General features: G+C 58.7%; 19 protein-coding genes and 1 tRNA gene. 9 read left to right on the plus strand and 11 right to left on the minus strand.

Annotated elements, in window-relative coordinates:
* Window positions 1-117: 117 nt before the first annotated feature.
* From malZ to GWQ29_RS10270, 8 genes are all read right to left on the minus strand, one after another.
* On the minus strand, window positions 118-1,947 hold the full coding sequence (malZ, locus tag GWQ29_RS10235; RefSeq protein WP_275919365.1) for a maltodextrin glucosidase: 1,830 nt from the start codon (window positions 1,945-1,947) through the stop codon (window positions 118-120).
* Window positions 1,948-1,953: 6 nt separating this feature from the next.
* Entirely contained in the window at window positions 1,954-2,802 is an 849-nt protein-coding gene (locus tag GWQ29_RS10240) for an HDOD domain-containing protein (protein WP_005318309.1), read from the minus strand.
* 137 nt (window positions 2,803-2,939) lie between these two features.
* The gene (locus tag GWQ29_RS10245) at window positions 2,940-3,359 is read right to left on the minus strand and encodes an META domain-containing protein (protein ID WP_058395143.1); all 420 of its coding nucleotides are present in this window, start codon (window positions 3,357-3,359) and stop codon (window positions 2,940-2,942) included.
* A gap of 334 nt (window positions 3,360-3,693) precedes the next feature.
* Window positions 3,694-5,055 (minus strand): molecular chaperone, encoded by a 1,362-nt coding sequence (yegD, locus tag GWQ29_RS10250; RefSeq protein ID WP_059111859.1) that lies wholly within the window; start codon window positions 5,053-5,055, stop codon window positions 3,694-3,696.
* A 177-nt stretch (window positions 5,056-5,232) separates the two neighbouring features.
* The gene (locus GWQ29_RS10255; RefSeq protein WP_159167252.1) at window positions 5,233-6,222 is read right to left on the minus strand and encodes a 2-hydroxyacid dehydrogenase; all 990 of its coding nucleotides are present in this window, start codon (window positions 6,220-6,222) and stop codon (window positions 5,233-5,235) included.
* Between the two features lie 77 nt (window positions 6,223-6,299).
* A complete protein-coding gene (locus GWQ29_RS10260; RefSeq protein ID WP_275919411.1) occupies window positions 6,300-6,758 on the minus strand; it encodes a CreA family protein in 459 nt (152 codons plus the stop codon).
* A 174-nt stretch (window positions 6,759-6,932) separates the two neighbouring features.
* Window positions 6,933-7,787 (minus strand): hypothetical protein, encoded by an 855-nt coding sequence (locus GWQ29_RS10265; protein WP_271773843.1) that lies wholly within the window; start codon window positions 7,785-7,787, stop codon window positions 6,933-6,935.
* A gap of 50 nt (window positions 7,788-7,837) precedes the next feature.
* A complete protein-coding gene (locus tag GWQ29_RS10270; RefSeq protein ID WP_005318322.1) occupies window positions 7,838-8,224 on the minus strand; it encodes a TraR/DksA C4-type zinc finger protein in 387 nt (128 codons plus the stop codon).
* A gap of 467 nt (window positions 8,225-8,691) precedes the next feature.
* On the opposite strand from GWQ29_RS10270, the gene GWQ29_RS10275 reads away from it, so the two are divergent.
* From GWQ29_RS10275 to GWQ29_RS10315, 9 genes are all read left to right on the plus strand, one after another.
* Entirely contained in the window at window positions 8,692-10,023 is a 1,332-nt protein-coding gene (locus GWQ29_RS10275) for a glutamine synthetase family protein (protein ID WP_219598034.1), read from the plus strand.
* A 178-nt stretch (window positions 10,024-10,201) separates the two neighbouring features.
* Complete coding sequence (locus tag GWQ29_RS10280; protein ID WP_099994574.1) at window positions 10,202-11,563, plus strand: aspartate aminotransferase family protein; 1,362 nt, start codon at window positions 10,202-10,204, stop codon at window positions 11,561-11,563.
* A 54-nt stretch (window positions 11,564-11,617) separates the two neighbouring features.
* A complete protein-coding gene (locus tag GWQ29_RS10285; protein ID WP_081097817.1) occupies window positions 11,618-12,715 on the plus strand; it encodes a polyamine ABC transporter substrate-binding protein in 1,098 nt (365 codons plus the stop codon).
* Window positions 12,716-12,831: 116 nt separating this feature from the next.
* Window positions 12,832-13,917, plus strand: a complete 1,086-nt coding sequence (locus tag GWQ29_RS10290; RefSeq protein WP_059111854.1) for a polyamine ABC transporter substrate-binding protein — start codon at window positions 12,832-12,834, stop codon at window positions 13,915-13,917.
* A 76-nt stretch (window positions 13,918-13,993) separates the two neighbouring features.
* Window positions 13,994-15,148 carry a polyamine ABC transporter ATP-binding protein gene (gene potA, locus GWQ29_RS10295; protein ID WP_005318332.1) on the plus strand — a complete coding sequence of 385 codons (1,155 nt, stop codon included), beginning with the start codon at window positions 13,994-13,996 and terminating at the stop codon, window positions 15,146-15,148.
* Window positions 15,145-16,050, plus strand: a complete 906-nt coding sequence (locus GWQ29_RS10300) for an ABC transporter permease subunit (protein WP_005318334.1) — start codon at window positions 15,145-15,147, stop codon at window positions 16,048-16,050. The genes potA and GWQ29_RS10300 overlap by 4 nt, the downstream gene beginning before the upstream one ends.
* 150 nt (window positions 16,051-16,200) lie before the next feature.
* Complete coding sequence (locus tag GWQ29_RS10305) at window positions 16,201-17,043, plus strand: ABC transporter permease subunit (RefSeq protein ID WP_005318337.1); 843 nt, start codon at window positions 16,201-16,203, stop codon at window positions 17,041-17,043.
* Between the two features lie 45 nt (window positions 17,044-17,088).
* On the plus strand, window positions 17,089-17,835 hold the full coding sequence (locus tag GWQ29_RS10310) for an MOSC domain-containing protein (protein ID WP_265421826.1): 747 nt from the start codon (window positions 17,089-17,091) through the stop codon (window positions 17,833-17,835).
* A gap of 112 nt (window positions 17,836-17,947) precedes the next feature.
* Window positions 17,948-18,024 (plus strand) — tRNA-Pro (locus GWQ29_RS10315).
* A 2-nt stretch (window positions 18,025-18,026) separates the two neighbouring features.
* Here GWQ29_RS10315 and GWQ29_RS10320 read toward each other — a convergent pair.
* From GWQ29_RS10320 to GWQ29_RS10330, 3 genes are all read right to left on the minus strand, one after another.
* A complete protein-coding gene (locus GWQ29_RS10320) occupies window positions 18,027-18,275 on the minus strand; it encodes a hypothetical protein (protein ID WP_275919366.1) in 249 nt (82 codons plus the stop codon).
* 94 nt (window positions 18,276-18,369) lie between these two features.
* Window positions 18,370-18,897 (minus strand): hypothetical protein, encoded by a 528-nt coding sequence (locus tag GWQ29_RS10325; protein WP_005318344.1) that lies wholly within the window; start codon window positions 18,895-18,897, stop codon window positions 18,370-18,372.
* Between the two features lie 124 nt (window positions 18,898-19,021).
* Window positions 19,022-19,486: a thioesterase family protein gene (locus GWQ29_RS10330; protein WP_058395137.1), complete on the minus strand. Its 465-nt coding sequence runs from the start codon at window positions 19,484-19,486 to the stop codon at window positions 19,022-19,024.
* Window positions 19,487-19,502 lie beyond the last annotated feature (16 nt).

The following is a 19,502-nucleotide window of genomic DNA, read 5'->3' on the forward strand; positions in this document are numbered from 1 at the left end:
CACTATGAGTGAAGTAACTAGATGATTCATAGAGAAATCCAACCCAGCTCAAACAACTTTATGCGATCTCTGATGCTTTAACAAAAAGCGGAACATCCGGTTCCGCTTTTTTGACGCTTAGCTGGAGAGCAGCACTCTGGCCGAGTTGGCGGGTATGGTCACTTGTACCTGCCCCTGTACCACTTCGTACTTGTCACCGTTGAAGGCATCGGTGAAGCGGCTGGCGGGGCTGGCGGTCTGCCACAAGGGCAGGCTGATGGTGCGCGGCTCGGTCGGATGACGGTTGCAGGCGACCACCACTTGATCGCTTTGCAGGGTGCGGGCGAACACATAGCTGTGAGGGCCGGCATAAAGGGTCTGGATATCGCCACGTCGCAGAGCAGGCCGCTGCTTGCGGATCTGGATCAGCCGGCGGTAGTGATCGTGCAGCACGTGGTCCCAGGCCGTGGTCTCCCACGGGAAGCAGCGGCGGCAATCCGGGTCCTTGCCACCGGAGAGGCCGACTTCGTCGCCGTAGTAGATGGATGGCACGCCGATATAGGTGAGCAGCAGGGTGGCGGCCAGCTGCATCCGCTGCTTGTCCTCTCCCAGCAGATGGAGAAAGCGGGCGGTATCGTGGCTGTCCAGCAGGTTGAACTGGGCCAGCTGGTTCTTGAACGGGATATGAGCTCGTGCCAGCTTGAGCCAGCTGTCCAGCTCCTCGGCGCTGATCTTGATGGGGTGATAGGCAATGTCCTGCCCGGCCAGGAAGGCGCGGATCGGGTGGGCGAAACCATAGTAGTTCATGGCGCCATCCTCCTGATCCCCCTGCAGCCACTGGCTTGCCTCGAAGAAGTGCTCGCCGAGCACATAGGCATCCGGGTTTTCCTGCTTCACGGCGCCGCGAATGGCACGCACATGGCCGCGATTGCCTTCAGCGGTACCACGCTCCCCCAGCATGTGGATGACGTCAAAGCGCCAGCCGTCTATCTGGTAGGGTGCCCGCATCCAGTAGCGCAGTATGGCGTCGTCGGCGCGATAGATAGCGTCCTGTACCTGCTCGCTGGAGAAGTCGAGCTTGGGCAGGCTGCGGATCCCCTTCCAGCTGACATAGTCACCTTCGTTGTCAAAGGTGTAGAAGCTGCGCCACGGTGAGTCCGGGTTGCTCTGGGCACCCTGTGGCGGGCAAAACCAGGGGTGCTCGGTCGAGGTGTGGTTGACCACTGCATCCAGAATGATCTTCATGCCGCGCTGGTGCAGGTTGCGGGTCAGCTCGGCGAACTGTGCATTGCTGCCGAGGTGGGCATCGACCTTGAAGTAGTCCTGGGTATCGTACTTGTGGTTGCTCGGCGAATCGAAGATGGGGTTGAGGTAGAGCGCCGTGACCCCGAGAGATTGCAGATAGTGCAGCTTGGCATCTATCCCCGCCAGGTCCCCGCCGTAAAACTCACAGGCGCCGAGTCCCTCTTCGTGACGGCTGACCGGCTCACCCCACCCCTTGCTGATCACCGCCTTGCCTCTGTACTCGTATTCATGATGCTTCACGCTCAGGGCCGGATCGCCGTTGCAAAAGCGGTCGGGAAAGATCTGGTAGAACACCTGATCCTGCACCCAGGCTGGCGGCTGGTGCAGGCTGTTGAAACGAAAGTGCTGCTCCCGAGGCGGCATGGCCGAGCTGACGCCAGCGCCGTGCAACCACCACTGCTCCTCATCGGTCAGGCATTTGAAGCAGTAGAGATGGATATCCTGCCCTTTGATCAGTGGCAATGTGACTTGCCACACCTGCAATCTGTCCCGGGTCGAGACTGGCGTCATCGCCAGCAGGTACTCTTCGTTGTCAGGTTCGTGGCGCAGCCACACCTCCCGGATCGGGGCATCCAGCTCGCTGAACAGGGTGAGTTGCAAGCTGTCGGCGCTCTCTTTGAACCAGGGCGCCACCTGGGGATGAAACAGAAATGGATGGGTCATGAGTGCTTATTGAGTCAGAAGGTCGGCGAGGGCATTACCCTGTTCGTGAAGCGTTTCGAGCTGGCCTGCCAGCGATTTGGGATCCAGTCCCAGCTGGTCGGCAAGCGGCTTGGGGAAACGGGCAATGATGGCCTGGGCGGGCACGCCCGCATTCCAGGCGAAGGAGATGAAGACGGCGAGCCGGATCAGCACCGCCTCCTTGCTGACCGGATCGTGGGAGAGGGGATCCAGCTGCTGGGAGATTGCATCGACGAAGGCTTCCGACAGGTTCCAGCGCCGCGCCAGTTCGGCACCGAGCTGGGCATAGTCGTACCCCAGCATCTCCCGTTGGGCCTCTACCCGGCTGCTCCCCTTCTGGATCGCCATATTGATGAGCTCGGCCTCTTCCGGCAGTGTGCTCTGGATAAGCAGCTCACCTATGTTGTGGATCAGGGCACAGGTAAAGGCGGTCTCGGGATCCAGCACCTTGGCCTCCTGGGCCAGGGTCTTGGCGATAGTGGCAACCTGGAAGGTCTCGGTCCAGAACTTGTTCTTGTCGAAGCTGGGGGGGGCCTTGAAGGTGCCTATGATGCCGGAGGCGACTACCACGGAGCGCAACCGGTTGAAACCGAGGCGGATCACCGCCTGCTCGATGGAGGTGACATCATTGCCACGGCGCAGGGCGGCCGAGTTGGCCATCCGCAGCACCTTGACGCTGATCACCTGGTCCATGGCGATCTTGCCCGCTATCTGGTCGATACGGGCATTTTCATCGCTGAAACTCTGCATCAACTCATGCAGCAGCTGCGGAATAGTAGGGAGTTGTTTGATCTTGTCAAACAGACGATCCATCGACATGGCTGAGGCAGCCTCCATTGCGAGCACTGCCTCATATTGTGCCACAGGCGGGACACTTGTTCCTGTTTGTGATGCCGGTTTCGTGAGCACGAGGGTCTGTTGCTGTGCAGTTCCGACCGCAATTGAGTCAGTTTTACGCCGGCAGACAACCGCGCTTATAGCACCCAGTCACGCAAGGTGTATTCCAAACTGTGCTGTTTCCCCTTCAGGATCAAGGTCTGGGTGGTGCCGCTCAGGGTGGCGCCTTCGAGCAGTGTGGTGATGACTGCCTGCTCTATGGCGTCGAGAGGAGCCTGACAGGCCATTTCGGTACTGCCGAGGCTGGTAACCCAGAATCTGTCGCCCTCTAGGTGGCCCTGGCCGAAGTAGCGGTTGCAACCAGCGATACCGTTGACGGTGAAGTGTTCACCTATCTCGAAATCGGGCGGATTGTCGCGGGAGGCCGCAATGGCCTGGCCATCCAGCTTGTCGAGCACCCAGTGATGATGCTGCAAGTCTTGCTGAACGAACGAGGGGGTACTGCTGCAGGCGCTGAGCAGGAACAGGGCAAGCAGCAGTAGCAGGAATCTGGGCATGGAAGGGCTCCGGTAGTGGGAGCGACAAGCATACCTCCTGCGCCGTCCCCGGGGCAGGGTGAGGGGAGCCGACCCCGACTGCTTCTGTCGTCCTGTGAGTCAGCCCTGTGTCGTTAAATGGCAACACCTTGCCGTGATCGGGATGCGTTCGATGCTGAACAGGCGATAAGAACACTTATCGCCTCTGTCTCCGTGAGGTGGAACTGCGGGCCTCAGTCAGCGAACAGACGTGCGGCATAACGAGCGAGTCCTGCCGCAATGGAACCGAAGTCATCGCCCCCTTCAAGAGGCGTGGCAGGCAGCTTCTGGCGGATGCTGACTGGCGGTGTCATGGTCAGCCAGCAAACAGGCGCTCGGCATAACGAGCAAGCCCTGCCGCCACCGAGCCAAAGTCATCGCCCCCCTCAAGCGGAATCGTGGGCAACTTCTGACGAATAAAGGCGGCGATCAGCGGCGAACGGGCGCTGCCGCCAGTGACGAAGATGCGGTCCGGCTGCACTCCTGCATTGGTAATGGCTTCGTCCATCAGCTCGCCAATCTTCTCCAGCAGCAGGGCAGAGGCGCTGGCCAGCTGTTCACGATTGAGCTCGGCTTCCAGCCCCTTCTCCAGTTCACTCAGGGATTGGCGATTCAGCTCCTGCTCCGAGAGGGCGATTTTGCCCTGCTCGGCACGCCATACCAGCTGGTGGCTCAGTTTGTGAGCGCGCAGATTGGCCAGCCGTCCCAGTTTGCTGCCCGGCAGGCTGTCGAGCTGCAGATCCTGCAGCTGACGCGCGGTATCCAGGCTGTAGAAACGGCCCTGGGCGCTGACGTCGTTGATGGCGGCGGCATCCCAGAACAGCGGGTGAGGCAGCGGTTTACCTGTCTTGAGGGTTTCGTGCATGCCGAGCAGCGGCATCATGCCTTCCACTGTCAGCCTGATATCGAAGTCATTGCCGCCGATGCGCTGGCCGCTGTGGCCGAGCAGATCGCCGCTGCGATCCAGCTGGTCGCGATGGCTCGGGCCCATGCGCAGCATGGAGCAGTCTGTGGTGCCGCCGCCGATATCCACCACTAGCACGACGGCGTCTTCATCCAGCCGCGCCTCGAACTCGAAACCGGCCGCCACGGGTTCATAGAGGAACTCCACCTGCTCGAACCCGGCCAGACGGGCCGCCTCGGTCAGGATGGCGATGGCCTGCCTGTTGCTCTCTTCCCCTGCCAGCCCCTGAAAGTTGACCGGTCGACCTATCACGGCGCGGCGCACCTGAGTGCCAAGCTGCTGCTCCGCCTCGCGGCGTACGTGCAGCATCATGGCGCAGACGATGTCTTCGAACAGGGCGATCTGGGGAGCCTTGAGGCCGTAGGCGCCGAGGAAGGATTTCGGCGACTTGATGTAATAGCCATCGTCCGGCTCCTCCAGATAGCGCTCCAGCGCCGCAGCGCCGAAGCTGAGTTCGTCGATCAACCCCTCTTCCCGCATCTGGCGGCGTACCGCCTGGGCACGGGTAACCACAGGGCCGCGCAGCTTGAGGTATTCGGCCTGCTGGGCCGGTGCCAGCCCTTCGGCCAGTAGGCCGGCGATGGCGTCTCTGTGGGGCGCGTGCAGCGTGGAGGGGAGATAGCGGGAACCGCCCAGAGTCAGCAGCCTGGGGCTGCCTTGTTCCATCACGGCGACGGCACAGTTGGAAGTACCGTAATCAAATCCGATAAACATGGGCAGCCAGACTCCTGAATAAAAAAGGGCAGGTAGCCTACCCGATGACGTCGGGTCTCACAACCCGACGCCCCGGATATTGAGGTCGCAGGGGAAAATACATAAGGGGGAGCATGTCTGTGTGGAACACAGAGGGAATGGCTCCCTCTGTCGTTCATGGCTACGGGTGCGAGAGGATTACTCCACCTCGTTGTCGCTATGGCCTCGGCTCTCTATGGCCTTGAGGTTGCCGAGGGTGGTATCGGCGATGGCGTGCAGCGCTTCGCGGGTCAGGAAGGCCTGATGGCCGGTAAACAGCACGTTGTGGCAGGCCGACAGACGACGGAACACGTCATCGGTGATCACCTCATTGGACTTGTCGGAGAAGAAGAGGTCTTCCTCTTCCTCATAGACGTCCAGCCCCAGGGCACCGATACGGGCGGTCTTGAGCGCCTCTATGGCGGCGTTGGAGTCGAGCAGACCGCCGCGGCTGGTGTTGATGATCATCACGCCATCCTTCATCTTGGCGAACGCCTCCTTGTTCAGCAGGTGATAGTTCTCCTTGAACAAGGGGCAGTGCAGGCTGATGACATCGGACTGGCGGAACAGGGTGTCGAGATCCACGTACTCGGCACCCAAGTCGATGGCCGCCTGACTCGGGTAGGGATCGCTTACCAGCAGACGCATGCCAAAGCCCTTGAGGATGCGCAGGGTGGCGATGCCGATCTTGCCGGTGCCGATAATGCCGGCGGTGCGGCCATGCATATTGAAGCCGACCAGCCCCTCCAGCGAGAAGTTGGCATCGCGGGTGCGCTGATAGGCTTTATGAATGCGGCGGTTGAGGGTCATCATCAGCCCCACCGCATGTTCGGCAACGGCTTCGGGGGAGTAGGCGGGGACCCGTACCACTTTCAGCCCCAGCTCCTTGGCGGCAGCCAGATCCACATTGTTGTAACCGGCACAGCGCAGGGCGATGACCTTGGTGCCGTTGGCGGCCAGCTCGGTCAGCACTTCCCGGTCGGCGTCGTCATTGACGAACAGGCACACCACGGGGAAGCCGTGGGCCAACCGGGCTGTCTTGGCCTCCAGCCGTACGTCGAAGAACTCCAGCTCATAGCCGTACTGGCTGTTGGCCTGATTGAAGTGTTCCTTGTCGTAGCTCTTGGTACTGAAAACGGCGACTTTCATGGTGTGCTCTCCGCAAATAATGATGTAGTTAAATTACAACAAATGTGGACCGTCATCACGGGATAAATAGGGCCGATTCAGCTCCATGGCATGATGGGAACCGCACTCACTGCGCTTTTATACGAACCATCTACCAATTTGGTGCTGTAGGTCAGATAAACCAGCGCATTGCGCTTTTCGTCGTAAAAACGCACCACTTTCTGCTCCTTGAACACCAGTGAGATGCTGACATCGAACACCTCCTCCCCTGCTTTGAGCTTGGCAGGCAGTGAGATGGGGCCAGTCTGATGGCAGGAAAGCGAGGCGTGAGAGGGATCTTCCGCCAGTCCCAGCCCGCCTTTGACGCCGCCGGTTTTGGGGCGTGCCAGGTAGCAGGCAATGCCGGCGATTTTGGGGTCATCGAACGCTTCCACCAGGATCTTGTGGTTGGGGCCGAACAGTTTGAAGGCGGTACTCACCTCCCCTATGGGGTCGGCCTTGTCTGCCAGGGCCGGCATTGCCATCAGACAGCCCGCCAGCAGCAGGCCTGTATTCATGTTTCGCATATGGTTTCCTTGGGTTGTCAGCAGCAGGCAGGGCGCGATCCCGGCACTCTGGCTGCCACGACCCCGCTTGCCTCAGAGGGCTGTCTGCCCCCGGTCCCTGATGGGCTGGGGATAATCCCGGCGGTGATGCCAGTGCCGCTCAAAGCGCATGCAGTTCGAACACTGTTACCGCGGAGGATACTCCCAATATTGGGCTGGAATACTGTTGAGCAAGGGGGTCATGTCCGGGTTGGGGAGCTGAATGGTGACCCGTTTCTCCAGATTGGCGCTGGCGAGGGCTTCACGGATCTTGGGATTCTCACGGAAGAAGGTCATGAAGCTGCCATCGGCATAGGCCCGTTCCAGCCCTGCCTGGATCGCCTTGGCCAGCTTGGGGTACTCGGGGCTGACGAAAAAGAACTCGGCAAAGGGATAGCGGATCAGCAGGCGCTGATCGATGACCAGATTGGGGTATTGCGCCACCAGTTCGCTGCGCTCGGCAAAGATCTCCACCAGACTGCGCGGGAAGAAATCGAGCTTGTCGCCGTCGTTGATGAGACGAAACAGCGTGCTGTAGCGACCGGAATAAGTCGGGATGCCGGCGTTTTCCAGGATCTTGTTGTCAGCCCAGCCCACACCTTGTGCCGCTTTCAATTGCTTGAGATCGGCCAGCGAATTGATCTGGTTGAACTTCTCCTGAGCGTCGCTGTGGATAAAGGAGAGGCGCAGGCCTTCCAGACCGCGAAACAGCGGGATCGGGACGGCAATGAGGGAGGATTCTAGTGCGCTGGAGGTACCCATCCAGAATACATTGATGGTCTTTCCCTTGCTCAGCTGTTGCTGCAGGCTGTACTGGTTGAGGTTGAGCTCGACCTGCTCGATGCGAAACGGCTGTCCGGCATGTGTCAGCGCCAGTTCCAGCAGTTTGAGCTGATATTCCTTATCGAGATCGTTGATTGGTCGGCTGGGAACCTTGACCGTGAGGGTCTGTGCTTGTGCCAGCAACGGCAGACACAAGCACAGTCTGAGGAACCATTTCACTCTCTGCTCTCCTGTAGAATCCGGGACTTGCCCGGAGTCTAACAGAAGAATCAGGCAACGCGACGGTACACATGAGTGTCGTTGAATTCCTTGGTACTCTGGCATTCAACGCAGAAGCGGGACTCGGGACGAGCCTGCAGCCGCTTGAGAGAAATCTCGTCACCGCAAGATTCGCAGTAACCAAAATCCCCTTCGTTGATACGCCTTAACGCACCCTGCAGCTTGCGCAGGTGCAACTTGTCATGCTCGATGCGGTTCAGCTCCAGACGACGGGCTTCCTCGATACTGGCACGGTCAATTTCATCAGCCATCTCGTTGGTATCGGTGGCGATGGCCTGGCTGGCCTGGGAGTTGAGGCGATCTTCGAGTTCGAGGATCTGACGCTCGATCTGCCCCTTGTAAAAGGCCAGTTGGTCTTTAGTCATGAAATCACACATACGGTTTACTACCAGTCAGTTACTAACCCAATTATCCCTGTTTATGGGGGCTGTCTGCCTGCAGACCAAGCCCTGTGTCCTGAATTTGCACCAAATCCAAGCAGGAGAGTGCAAATCAGGGCGGGCCTTGTACCAAAAAAATGCAGGCATGCAAAGCAAATAGGATAAGGATTGTGCGCCCTTGCAAAAAAATGACCCGATCCGGACAGGGTCTGACTGAGAACATGGGGGATCAGGCACCCTCGTTGGCATCGGCCTTGCAGTGGGTCCTGGGTGAGCCAAGGTGTTTAGTATTTGGTGCCGACATGGTCATTATATGCACCGTTATTTATAATTTTTTAAACACCACCGCTTGACATCGGCCTTAACGGCGGGCTTTTATGGTGTTGTTGATTACAATTTGATAACAAGGGTGTTCCATATACTAGACACCCTTGCCAATGGCAATCGTAAAGTCGGGGTTTAACATGGACAGTATCAAGGGCTGGATGGAGAGCAATCGCATCACGGAAGTGGAGTGCCTGTTTCCGGATTTTACCGGTAATGCCCGAGGCAAGATCATTCCAGCCAACAAATTTTTGCGCGAAGGGGGCATGCGGCTGCCCGAGGTCATCTTCACCCAGACGGTGACCGGCGAGTACCCGGATGACGACAGCATGATAGACCCGCTGGAGCGGGACATGCAGCTCTACCCGGACCCCAACACCATTCGTTTCGTGCCCTGGGCGCTGGAGCCGACCGCTCAGGTGATCCACGACTGTTTCGACATCAATGGCAATCTTATCGACATAGCGCCGCGTTCGGTGCTGCGTCGGGTCCTGTCATTTTATGAGAAGCAGGGCTGGAAGCCGGTGGTGGCCCCCGAGCTCGAATTCTACCTGGTCAAGCGCAACGAAGACCCCGACTATCCACTGGTACCGCCCATTGGCCGCAATGGCCGCCCGGAGACGGCTCGCCAGTCGTTCAGCATCGATGCGGTCAACGAATTCGACCCCATCTTCGAGGACATGTACGACTACTGCGAGGCGCAGGAACTGGAAGTGGACACCCTTATCCACGAATCCGGCGCCGCCCAGATGGAGATCAACTTTCTGCACGGCGATGCCATCGCTCTGGCTGATCAGGTGTTCCTGTTCAAGCGCACCATGCGGGAAGCGGCTCACCGTCACGGCATCTATGCCACCTTTATGGCCAAGCCGATGAGCGACGAGCCGGGCTCCGCCATGCACATCCACCAGAGCCTGGAAGATGTGAACGGTCGCAACCTGTTCGGCACGGACAATGGCGGTAATACCGAGCAGTTCATGCACTTCATCGCCGGTCTGCAGAAATACACACCAGCCGTGACCGCCTTGCTGGCGCCGAACGTCAACTCCTATCGTCGGCTCACCTTTGGCGAGAGCGCGCCGCGCAACGTGCAGTGGGGTGTAGAGAACCGCACCTGTGGCCTGCGGGTGCCCTTCTCCGATGCCAGTGCCCGCCGGGTAGAGAACCGTTTTGCTGGCGCCGATGCCAACCCCTATCTGGCGCTGGCTGCGACCCTGGCCTGCGGCTACCTCGGCATGATGGAAAAGCTGGATCCGTTGCCGGAAATGAAGTCGAGCGCCTATGACCTGCCTTACAGTCTGCCCCGCTCGCTGGAGGAGGCTCTGAGCCATCTTGAGCAGTGCGAGCCCCTCAAGGAGATGCTGGGGGAGCGTTTCATCCGCGCCTTCGTGGCTGTCAAGCGCAAGGAGTACGAGACCTACTTCGGGGTGATCAGCCGCTGGGAGCGCGAGTTCCTGCTGCTGAACGTGTGATCCCGTGGGCGTGCCAGCCCCTACAGTGGGGAGGCCAGACCCGGCCTCTCCTGTCCTTGTATCGAAGACACCAGAAAGCATGCCAGCTGTGAGTGGCAGTGACTGAAAGCGCGCCTGCCACCCGTATTGATTGACGAAAGAGTCCCGCTTAAATCGAAGGAACCGAGGAGCAAATACAATGCAGCACACGACACGTGAGTGGCAGCAGCTGGATGCCAGCCACCACCTGCATCCCTTTACCGATTTTCAGGCGCTGAACCAGAAGGGCAGCCGCATCATCACCAGGGCCGAAGGCATCTATCTGGAAGACTCCGACGGGCGTCGCATTCTGGACGGCATGGCGGGACTCTGGTGCGTCAACATGGGCTACGGTCGTCAGGAGCTGGTGGAGGCAGCCACCAAACAGATGCAGCAATTGCCCTACTACAATCTTTTCTTCCAGACAGCACACCCTCCTGTGATCGAGTTGGCGACCCTGCTGGCCGAGGTGACTCCGCCCCATCTCAATCATGTCTTCTTCACCGGCTCTGGCTCCGAGTGCAACGATACGGTGCTGCGCATGGTCCGCCACTACTGGGCCAGCAAGGGGCAGCCGGACAAGCAGGTGATCATCAGCCGCCACAACGCCTATCACGGCTCCACCGTGGCGGGTGCCAGTCTGGGTGGCATGAAGGGCATGCACGCCCAGGGCGGCCTGCCCATTCCCGGCATAGTGCACATCGATCAGCCCTATCACTTCGGTGAGGGGCAGGGCATGAGTGCCCACGAGTTCGGTCTGGAGCGTGCCCGCCAGCTGGAGCAGAAGATCCTGGAACTGGGGGTGGACAAGGTGGCCGCCTTCATCGGCGAGCCCATCCAGGGCGCCGGCGGCGTCATCATTCCCCCCGACAGCTACTGGCCCGAGATCCAGCGTATCTGCGATCACTACGGTATCCTGCTCATTGCCGACGAGGTGATCTGCGGCTTTGGCCGTACCGGCCACTGGTTCGCCAGCGAGGGATTCGGCATCAAGCCGGACCTCATGTGCCTGGCCAAAGGCATCACCTCCGGCTATCTGCCCATGGGGGCCGTGATGGTGGGGGATCGCGTTGCCAGGGTGCTGGTGGACGAGGGCGGCGAATTCAACCACGGCTTCACCTATTCCGGTCATCCAGTGGCCTGCGCCGTCGCCATTGCCAACATTAAGCTTATGCAAAGCGAAAGCATAGTTAAGCGAATTCATGATACTATCGGCCCCTATTTGCAGCGCCGCTGGCGCGAGCTGGCAGACCATCCGCTGGTGGGCGAAACCCGTGGCAAAGGCCTGGTGGCCGCGCTGGAAATAGTGCAGGACAAGCAGACCAACAGCCGCTTCCCGGCTGGGCTGCAAGCCGGCATGACCTGCCGGGAATTCTGCTTTAACAATGGCTTGGTGATGCGGGCGGTCGGCGATACCATGATCATATCGCCCCCCTTGGTCATCACCGAGGAACAGGTGGATGAATTGGTCAATCTGGCCAGGCTCAGTCTGGATCTGACGGCGGCAAAGCTGAAAGGGTAGGCGGGGGCTGGGCAGGTTGGCTTACGCATATAATTTGCTTAGGAGACAAGGACGATGTCTTTCAAAACGGGAATGATTGCCGCTTCTGTGGCGCTGGTCATGGCAAGTACCGGGGCGATGGCCGACGAGAAGGTGTTGCACGTCTACAACTGGAGCGACTATATCGCGCCGGAGACCCTGGAAAACTTCCAGAAAGAGACGGGCATCAAGGTGGTATACGACGTGTTCGACAGCAACGAGGTGCTGGAAGCCAAGTTGCTGGCGGGCAGTTCAGGTTACGACATAGTCGTGCCGTCCAACCCCTTCCTGGCCAAGCAAATCAAGGCGGGCGTGTTCCAGAAACTGGACAAGTCCAAACTCTCCAATTGGCAAAATATGGATGCCGACCTGTTGAAGGCGCTCGAACCGAGTGACCCGGGCAACCAGTACTCCATTCCTTACCTGTGGGGCACCATCGGCTATGCCTACAACGCCGAGAAGGTAAAAGCAGTGTTGGGCAAGGATGCGCCGGTGGACTCCTGGGATCTGGTGTTCAAACCGGAGAACATGGCCAAGTTGAAGGAGTGCGGTGTCTCCTTCCTCGACTCACCGACCGAAATGCTGCCGGCCGCCCTGCAATATCTGGGCTTCAAACCGGATAGCCAGAAGCCGGACGAGTTGAAGCAGGCAGAGGCACTGTTCCTCTCCATCCGCCCCTATACCGCCTATTTCCACTCCTCCAAGTACATCTCGGATCTGGCCAACGGCAACCTTTGCGTCGCGGTCGGCTATTCCGGTGACTTGCAGCAGTCCAAGGCGCGGGCAGCGGAAGCCAACAACGGCGTGGCGCTGACCTACAGCATTCCGAAAGAGGGGGCGGGCAGCTTTTTTGACATGATCGCCATTCCGGCTGATGCCAAGAACGCAGAGTCCGCGCACACCTTCATCAACTACCTGATGAAGCCTGAGGTGATCGCCAGCATCACCAACTTTGTGCAGTTCCCGAATGGCAACAAAGCAGCGACGCCCCTGGTGGATGAGGCTATCCGTACCGACCCGGGTATCTACCCCAATGCCGAGACGCTGCAGAAGATCTATACCTTCCCGGATCTGCCGGCCAAGGTGCAGCGCCTGATGACCCGCAGCTGGACCAAGATCAAGTCTGGCAAGTAAGTGACGAGTACCCCTCCCGGTCTGCAGTTCGGCCGGGAGGGTGGTGACAACCCGACAGGTTGAACGGCGCGTATGGATGCGCAGCTGGCATACCAAAAACAGATGAGGACTGATACGTGCACACAACCAAGACAGTGACTATGACCCTGGCCCTGGGGTTGGCAAGCCTGGCTCATGCCGCCCCCGTGGTTCATTTCTACAACTGGTCCGATTATATCGGTGAAACCACCCTCAGCGATTTCCAGCAGGCGACCGGGATCAAGACCGTCTATGACGTGTTCGATTCCAACGAGACCCTGGAAGGCAAGTTGCTGACCGGACGTACCGGTTACGATCTGGTGGTGCCTTCCAACAACTTCCTGGCCAAGCAGATCACGGCAGGTGCATTCCAGAAGCTGGATCCCGCCCTGCTGCCCAATCTGGTCAATCTGGATCCCGTCTTGCTCAAGCAGCTCGACAAGGTGGATCCGGGTCACCAATACGCAGTCCCCTATCTGTGGGGAACCAACGGCATCGGTTACAACGTCGACAAGATCAAGGATGTGCTGGGAGTCGACAAGATTGACTCCTGGGCTGTGATTTTCGAACCGGAAAATATGCAGAAGCTGTCCCGCTGTGGTGTCGCCTTCCTCGACTCGGCGGACGAGATGATCCCGGCCGTGCTCAACTACCTCGGACTCGATCCCAACAGCCATAAGCCGGAAGATATCAAGCGTGCCGAGGAACAGTTGCTGAAGGTGCGGCCCTATGTGACCTATTTCCACTCATCCAAGTACATAGCCGATCTCGCCAATGGCGACATCTGTGTGGCGGCGGGTTTCTCCGGCGACATATTGCAGGCAGCGGCCCGTGCCGACGAGGCGGGCAAGGGGATCAATATTGCCTACAGCATCCCGAAAGAGGGGGGCAATCTCTGGTTTGACATGATGGCTATCCCGGCGGATGCCACCAATGTGAAAGAGGCGCATGCCCTCATCAACTATGTGCTCCAGCCCGAAGTGATCGCCAAGGTCAGCAACTATGTGGGCTATGCGAATCCCAATGCCAAGGCGGGAGAGTACATGGACGAGAGCGTGCGAGATGACGAGTCAGTCTATCCACCCCAGGCGGTGCTGGAACGACTCTATGTGCAGCAAGCGCATCCCCGGGCAGTGCAGCGTCTGATCACCCGGAGTTGGACCAAGATCAAGTCCGGAACCTAACCTTGGCGCCCACCCCGGGGCGCCAGATTGTTTTATGGATCGGCCAAAGGCCGGTATCACGTTTGGGAGTTTGGTAATGGCGATAGCCTCCAGTGCCTACAAGAAAGCCCTCGAGGGCAACCAGCAGCGCAAAGAAGTGCTGGTCAAAATAGATCGGGTAAGCAAGCAGTTCGATGAAACGCTGGCGGTCGACAACGTGTCCCTCAACATCCACAAGGGGGAGATCTTCGCCTTGCTGGGAGGTTCCGGCTCCGGCAAATCGACACTGCTGCGGATGCTGGCGGGATTCGAGCGCCCCACAGAGGGGCGGCTGTTCCTCGATGGGGTCGACATCACCGACATGCCGCCTTATGAACGTCCCATCAACATGATGTTCCAGTCCTACGCCCTGTTCCCCCACATGACGGTGGCGCAGAATATCGCCTTTGGCCTCAAGCAGGATGGCCTGCCCAAGGCGGAGGTGGATGCGCGGGTGGAAGAGATGCTCAAGCTGGTGCAGATGGCCCAGTATGCGCGCCGCAAGCCGCATCAGCTCTCCGGTGGTCAGCGCCAGCGGGTCGCGCTGGCTCGTTCCCTGGCCAAGCGCCCCAAGCTGTTGCTGCTGGACGAACCCATGGGGGCGCTGGACAAGAAGCTGCGTTCACAGATGCAACTGGAGCTGGTGGAGATCATAGAGCGGGTCGGCGTAACCTGCGTCATGGTGACCCATGATCAGGAAGAGGCCATGACCATGGCCGAGCGGATCGCCATCATGCACCTCGGCTGCATCGAGCAGATAGGCAGCCCGATGGATATCTACGAAACCCCGGCCAGCCGGCTGGTGTGCGAGTTCATCGGCAACGTCAACCTGTTTGACGGCCTGCTGGTGGAGGATGAGCAGGACCATGCCACCATCGCTTGCGCCGATCTGGAGCAGCCCATCTACGTGGGCCACGGCATCAGCTCCCGCGCCGAGAACAAGAAGGTGACCTACGCGCTGCGGCCGGAAAAACTGCTGATGAGTACCCAGAAACCGACCGAGATCGAGCATCCGGACTTCAACTGGACCAAGGGTGAGGTCTATGACATCGCCTATCTGGGTGGTCACTCGGTTTATCATATCCAGCTGCCCTCGGGCAAAATCGTTCAGGCTTTCATCGCCAATGCCGAACGCCACGGCAAGCGGCCAACCTGGGATGACCAGGTGTTCCTCTATTGGGAAGATGACAGCGGCGTGGTGCTGCAATCATGAAGGCATTGAGACGACTGAAGCGACTGGGTGGGCGCCAGCTGGTGATCGGCATTCCGTTCTTCTGGCTGTTCCTCTTCTTCCTGCTGCCCTTCATCATAGTGGTGAAGATCAGCTTCGCCGAAGCGGACGTGGCGATCCCGCCTTATACCGACGTGGTGAGCTGGGCCGACAATCAGCTCACCATACTGCTCAACCTGGGCAACTACCTCTTGCTGCAGGAGGATGAGCTCTACATAGCTGCCTATATTGGCTCCCTCAAGATAGCCTTCATCAGCACAGTGCTCTGTCTGTTGATCGGCTATCCCATGGCCTACACCATAGCGCGCGCCAACAAGGAGACCCAGACGGTCTTGTTGTTGCTCATCATGATGCCAACCTGGACCGCCATTCTGATCCGGGTCTACGCCTGGATGGGGATCCTCAGCAACAACGGCCTGCTCAACAGTCTGTTGATGGGCATAGGCCTCATCGACGAGCCGCTGCAGATCCTCAACACCAACCTGGCTGTCTACATCGGCATCGTTTACTCCTACCTGCCGTTCATGGTGCTGCCGCTCTATGCCAATCTGGTCAAGCATGACCAGAGTCTGCTGGAGGCAGCCTCCGATCTCGGTGCCCGCAACCTGACACGCTTCTGGCGGATCACTGTGCCCCTCTCCAAGAACGGCATCATTGCCGGCTGTATGCTGGTGTTTATCCCGGTCGTGGGTGAGTTCGTGATCCCGGAGCTGCTTGGTGGCCCGGAGACCCTGATGATCGGCAAGGTGCTGTGGCAGGAGTTCTTCAACAACCGTGACTGGCCGGTGGCCTCTGCCCTGGCGGTAGTGATGCTGGCGGTGCTGATAGTCCCCATCATCCTGTTTAACCGCAACCAGGCTAAAGAGCTGGAGGGCAAGGTATGAAGAAGGAACTGCTGATAGTCCCTCTGTCATTCCTGTTCAACTGCAACCAAGCTAAGGAATTGGAGGAAAAGGTATGAAAAAGGAGCTGCTGATAGTCCCTCTGTCCTCCCTGTTCAATTGCAACCAGGCTAAAGAGCTGGAGGGCAAGGTATGAAACGTTTCGGTTTTGCCAAGATGATGCTGTGGCTGGGGTTGCTGTTTATCTACCTGCCCATGGTCATCATGGTGATCTACTCCTTCAACTCCTCCAAGCTGGTGACGGTCTGGGGAGGCTGGTCACTCAAGTGGTACTTCGGCCTGCTCGATAACAAGCAGCTGATTGGATCCGTGCTGCGCTCGCTGGAGATAGCGCTCTACACTGCGGTTGCTGCCGTGGCGCTGGGGACTGTGGCTGCCTTCGTGCTGACCCGGATCCCGCACTTCCGTGGCCGGACCCTGTTCGGTGGCATGGTGACGGCACCCCTGGTGATGCCCGAAGTGATCACGGGTCTGTCGCTGTTGCTGCTGTTCGTCGCCATGGCGCAACTGGTGGGCTGGCCTGCCGAGCGTGGCATGCTGACCATCTGGATTGCCCATACCACCTTCTGTACCGCCTATGTGGCGATCGTGGTGTCGGCGCGACTGCGGGAGCTGGATCTCTCCATCGAGGAGGCGGCCATGGATCTGGGGGCCAAGCCCTGGAAGGTGTTCTTCCTGATCACCATCCCCATGATCGCCCCTTCGCTGGCGGCTGGCGGCATGATGTCGTTTGCCCTGTCGCTGGATGATCTGGTGCTGGCGAGCTTTGTCTCGGGGCCGGGCGCGACCACCTTGCCGATGGAAGTTTTCTCGGCAGTGCGGCTCGGGGTGAAACCCGAGATCAACGCTGTGGCCAGCCTGATCCTGCTGTCAGTGTCGCTGTTCACCTTCAGCAGCTGGTATCTGATGGCCAGGGCGGAAAAACGTCGCCGCGCCGAGATCGCCATGACTACCCAGATGCAGGCAGTCGCCTGACCTCGTGCTAATATCCGCATTCTCTCGTCAATCCGGAGGATGAGAATGCGGATCTCCATCTTTAGTGGCCAGGGTACCGAACTGGTACCGGGCCTGGTCAGTGCCATCAACAAGCAAGCCACGACCATACCGCTCTGGTGCGGTTTTGGCGGCCTGGGTGGCGATGAGCAAAGTGACCCACGTCATCATGGCGGCCCGGATAGGGCGCTGCACTACTACCCTGCCGATCACTACCCCTGGTGGCACAACTGGCAAACCGCCATGGGCCTTGCTGCGCCCCGCACACCCTGGCAACCAGCCGCTTTTGGCGAGAATCTGTCCGGCCTTGGGTTGACCGAGGAGCAGGCCTGTATTGGTGATGTCTATCGGCTCGGTGAGGCGCTGATCCAGATAAGCCAGCCCAGGTCCCCTTGTTTCAAACTGAACCTGCGCTTTGGTTACCCCCAGCTCTCTCAGGTGATGCAACTCAATGGTCGCTGTGGCTGGTTGCTGCGGGTGCTGGAGGAGGGGACGGTCGTACCGCAAGAGACTATGGAGCTGGTCGACAGACCCTATCCCGCTCTGACCGTAAAGCGCACCGCAGACATATTGTTCAACCAGGTGCGCAACGAAGCGGATCTGCTGTTGCTGCTGGAAAACCCGGCGCTCTCCCCCAATTGGCGCCAGCATGCGGCCAACTGGCTGGAACATGGTGTGGTGGCTGATTGGCAGCGCCGTTTGTTGGGCCCGGCCGAATTTCAGTTTTTCTTAGGTAGGTTGGAAAAATGTCACAGCGGTGCACCCTTTCTGTGAACCCTGGGCCAAAGCGTTGAATAGTTGAACCAATGGCCACTTTTTTCCTGTCAAACGTAAAAAAGGCTTGTGTCATGTCAGGGCTTTAGGTAAATTCTCGCCCCGCAGACATCGGTGTGTAGCGCAGCTTGGTAGCGCACTTCGTTCGGGACGAAGGGGTCGGAGGTTCGAATCCTCTCACACCGACCATATTAGAAAAGGCCGCTCAATGAGCGGCCTTTTCGCATCTGGTTTTTGCTGATCTTCGGTACGAAAAATATTGCTGGTTGCTGGTTGCTGGTTGCTGGTTGCTGGTTGCTGGTTGCTGGTTGCTGGTTGCTGGTTGCTGGTTGTGACCGAGGCATATCGATACCAAGACAGTTTTTCTTTCCTTTTTCATCTTGTCTCTTCTTGCCGTCGTGTTGCGCAGCCATTAAAAGGGCCACCGCTCGGTGGCCCATGGGTGGAGTCTGATCCTGACTCCGGCACTCTAGATTGTGGCAATCTCGCTATGGGTCTTGTCTATGGTGCCCTCCTTGCGCGCCAGGCGCTTACTCAGATATGCCAGTGCTGATGCCGCAATGCCTTGAAGCTGTGTTGAGGTTGCAAGGCCGCGTGCTTGGGGTACTCACTAATGAAATGTTCGATTCCCTCCATCAGTTGTGAACGTAATGAAGACACGGGCTCATGCCAGGCTTGCAGGCATAAATGGCCGGGGATCAACTGCTCCTGATAGTCTTCCAGCAGCTGTTCTGGCCAGGGTTCAATACCGGAATTGCGTTGCAGTAGATAATGGGCGGCGGGTTCACGGGCATAAATGAACTGAATCTGGGCCAGATCGCGTTGGCTTAGCGTTTGACTGTTTATGTGACAGGTCAAATATTTTCCCGTCTTCAGATCCAAGAAGTGACCGCGTTGCCGACAGGCTACGATGCGATACCAGGGCAGGTGCGAACAGAGAGAGTATCCCTCAAGCTCCTGTTCCAGCCAGTGGCGACACTCAGGTGTCTGCACCTCGTCGAGCATGGACTCGAGCTGTGTCAACAAGGCTCTGGATGGTTTGGTAGCCAGTTTCGCACTCATCGCCTGCAATCCTCCCTCTGCACATAATCCCGAATTTCAGTATGGACCCGTGGGCGGCAGAGGGGGTAACGATTCTAATGATTAAAATCAGATTAGCAGCGTGGTTTTTATGCAATAGGTGGGGTCAGCCCACCAGATAGGTTCCGGTACCGAAGGCGATGTGGGTGCCCTCTTCGTTGTGCAGTTCCATTCGGGCTACGGCGACCTTGCTGCCAGCACGGATGATGTGGGCGGTGGCGATGAACTCGTTGCCGCGGCCCGGGCGCAGGTAGTCCACCCGCAGGTCTATGGTGCCGAGGCGGGAGAATCGCTCCTTGAGGTAGCTGGGGGAGAAGTCTTCCAGCTCGTCGATGCAGGAGGCGGCGACTATCATGCCGCCGGCCACATCCAGCAGACTGGCGGTGACGCCGCCGTGCAAGATGTTGTGGAAGGGGTTGCCGATCAGCTTGTCATCCATCTTGATGCGCAGCTCCACCTTGTCGAAGTCGTAGTGGGTCACCTGCATGCCAATCAGCTTGTTGAACGGCATCCGCTCGGCGAACAGGTTGGCAATGCCACTGAGCGCCATCTTCTTCAGCATGTGTTTCATTCTCTGATACCGATCC

The sequence above is a fragment of the Aeromonas sp. 2HA2 genome, assembly GCF_029237345.1.
GTDB lineage: Bacteria > Pseudomonadota > Gammaproteobacteria > Enterobacterales > Aeromonadaceae > Aeromonas > Aeromonas salmonicida.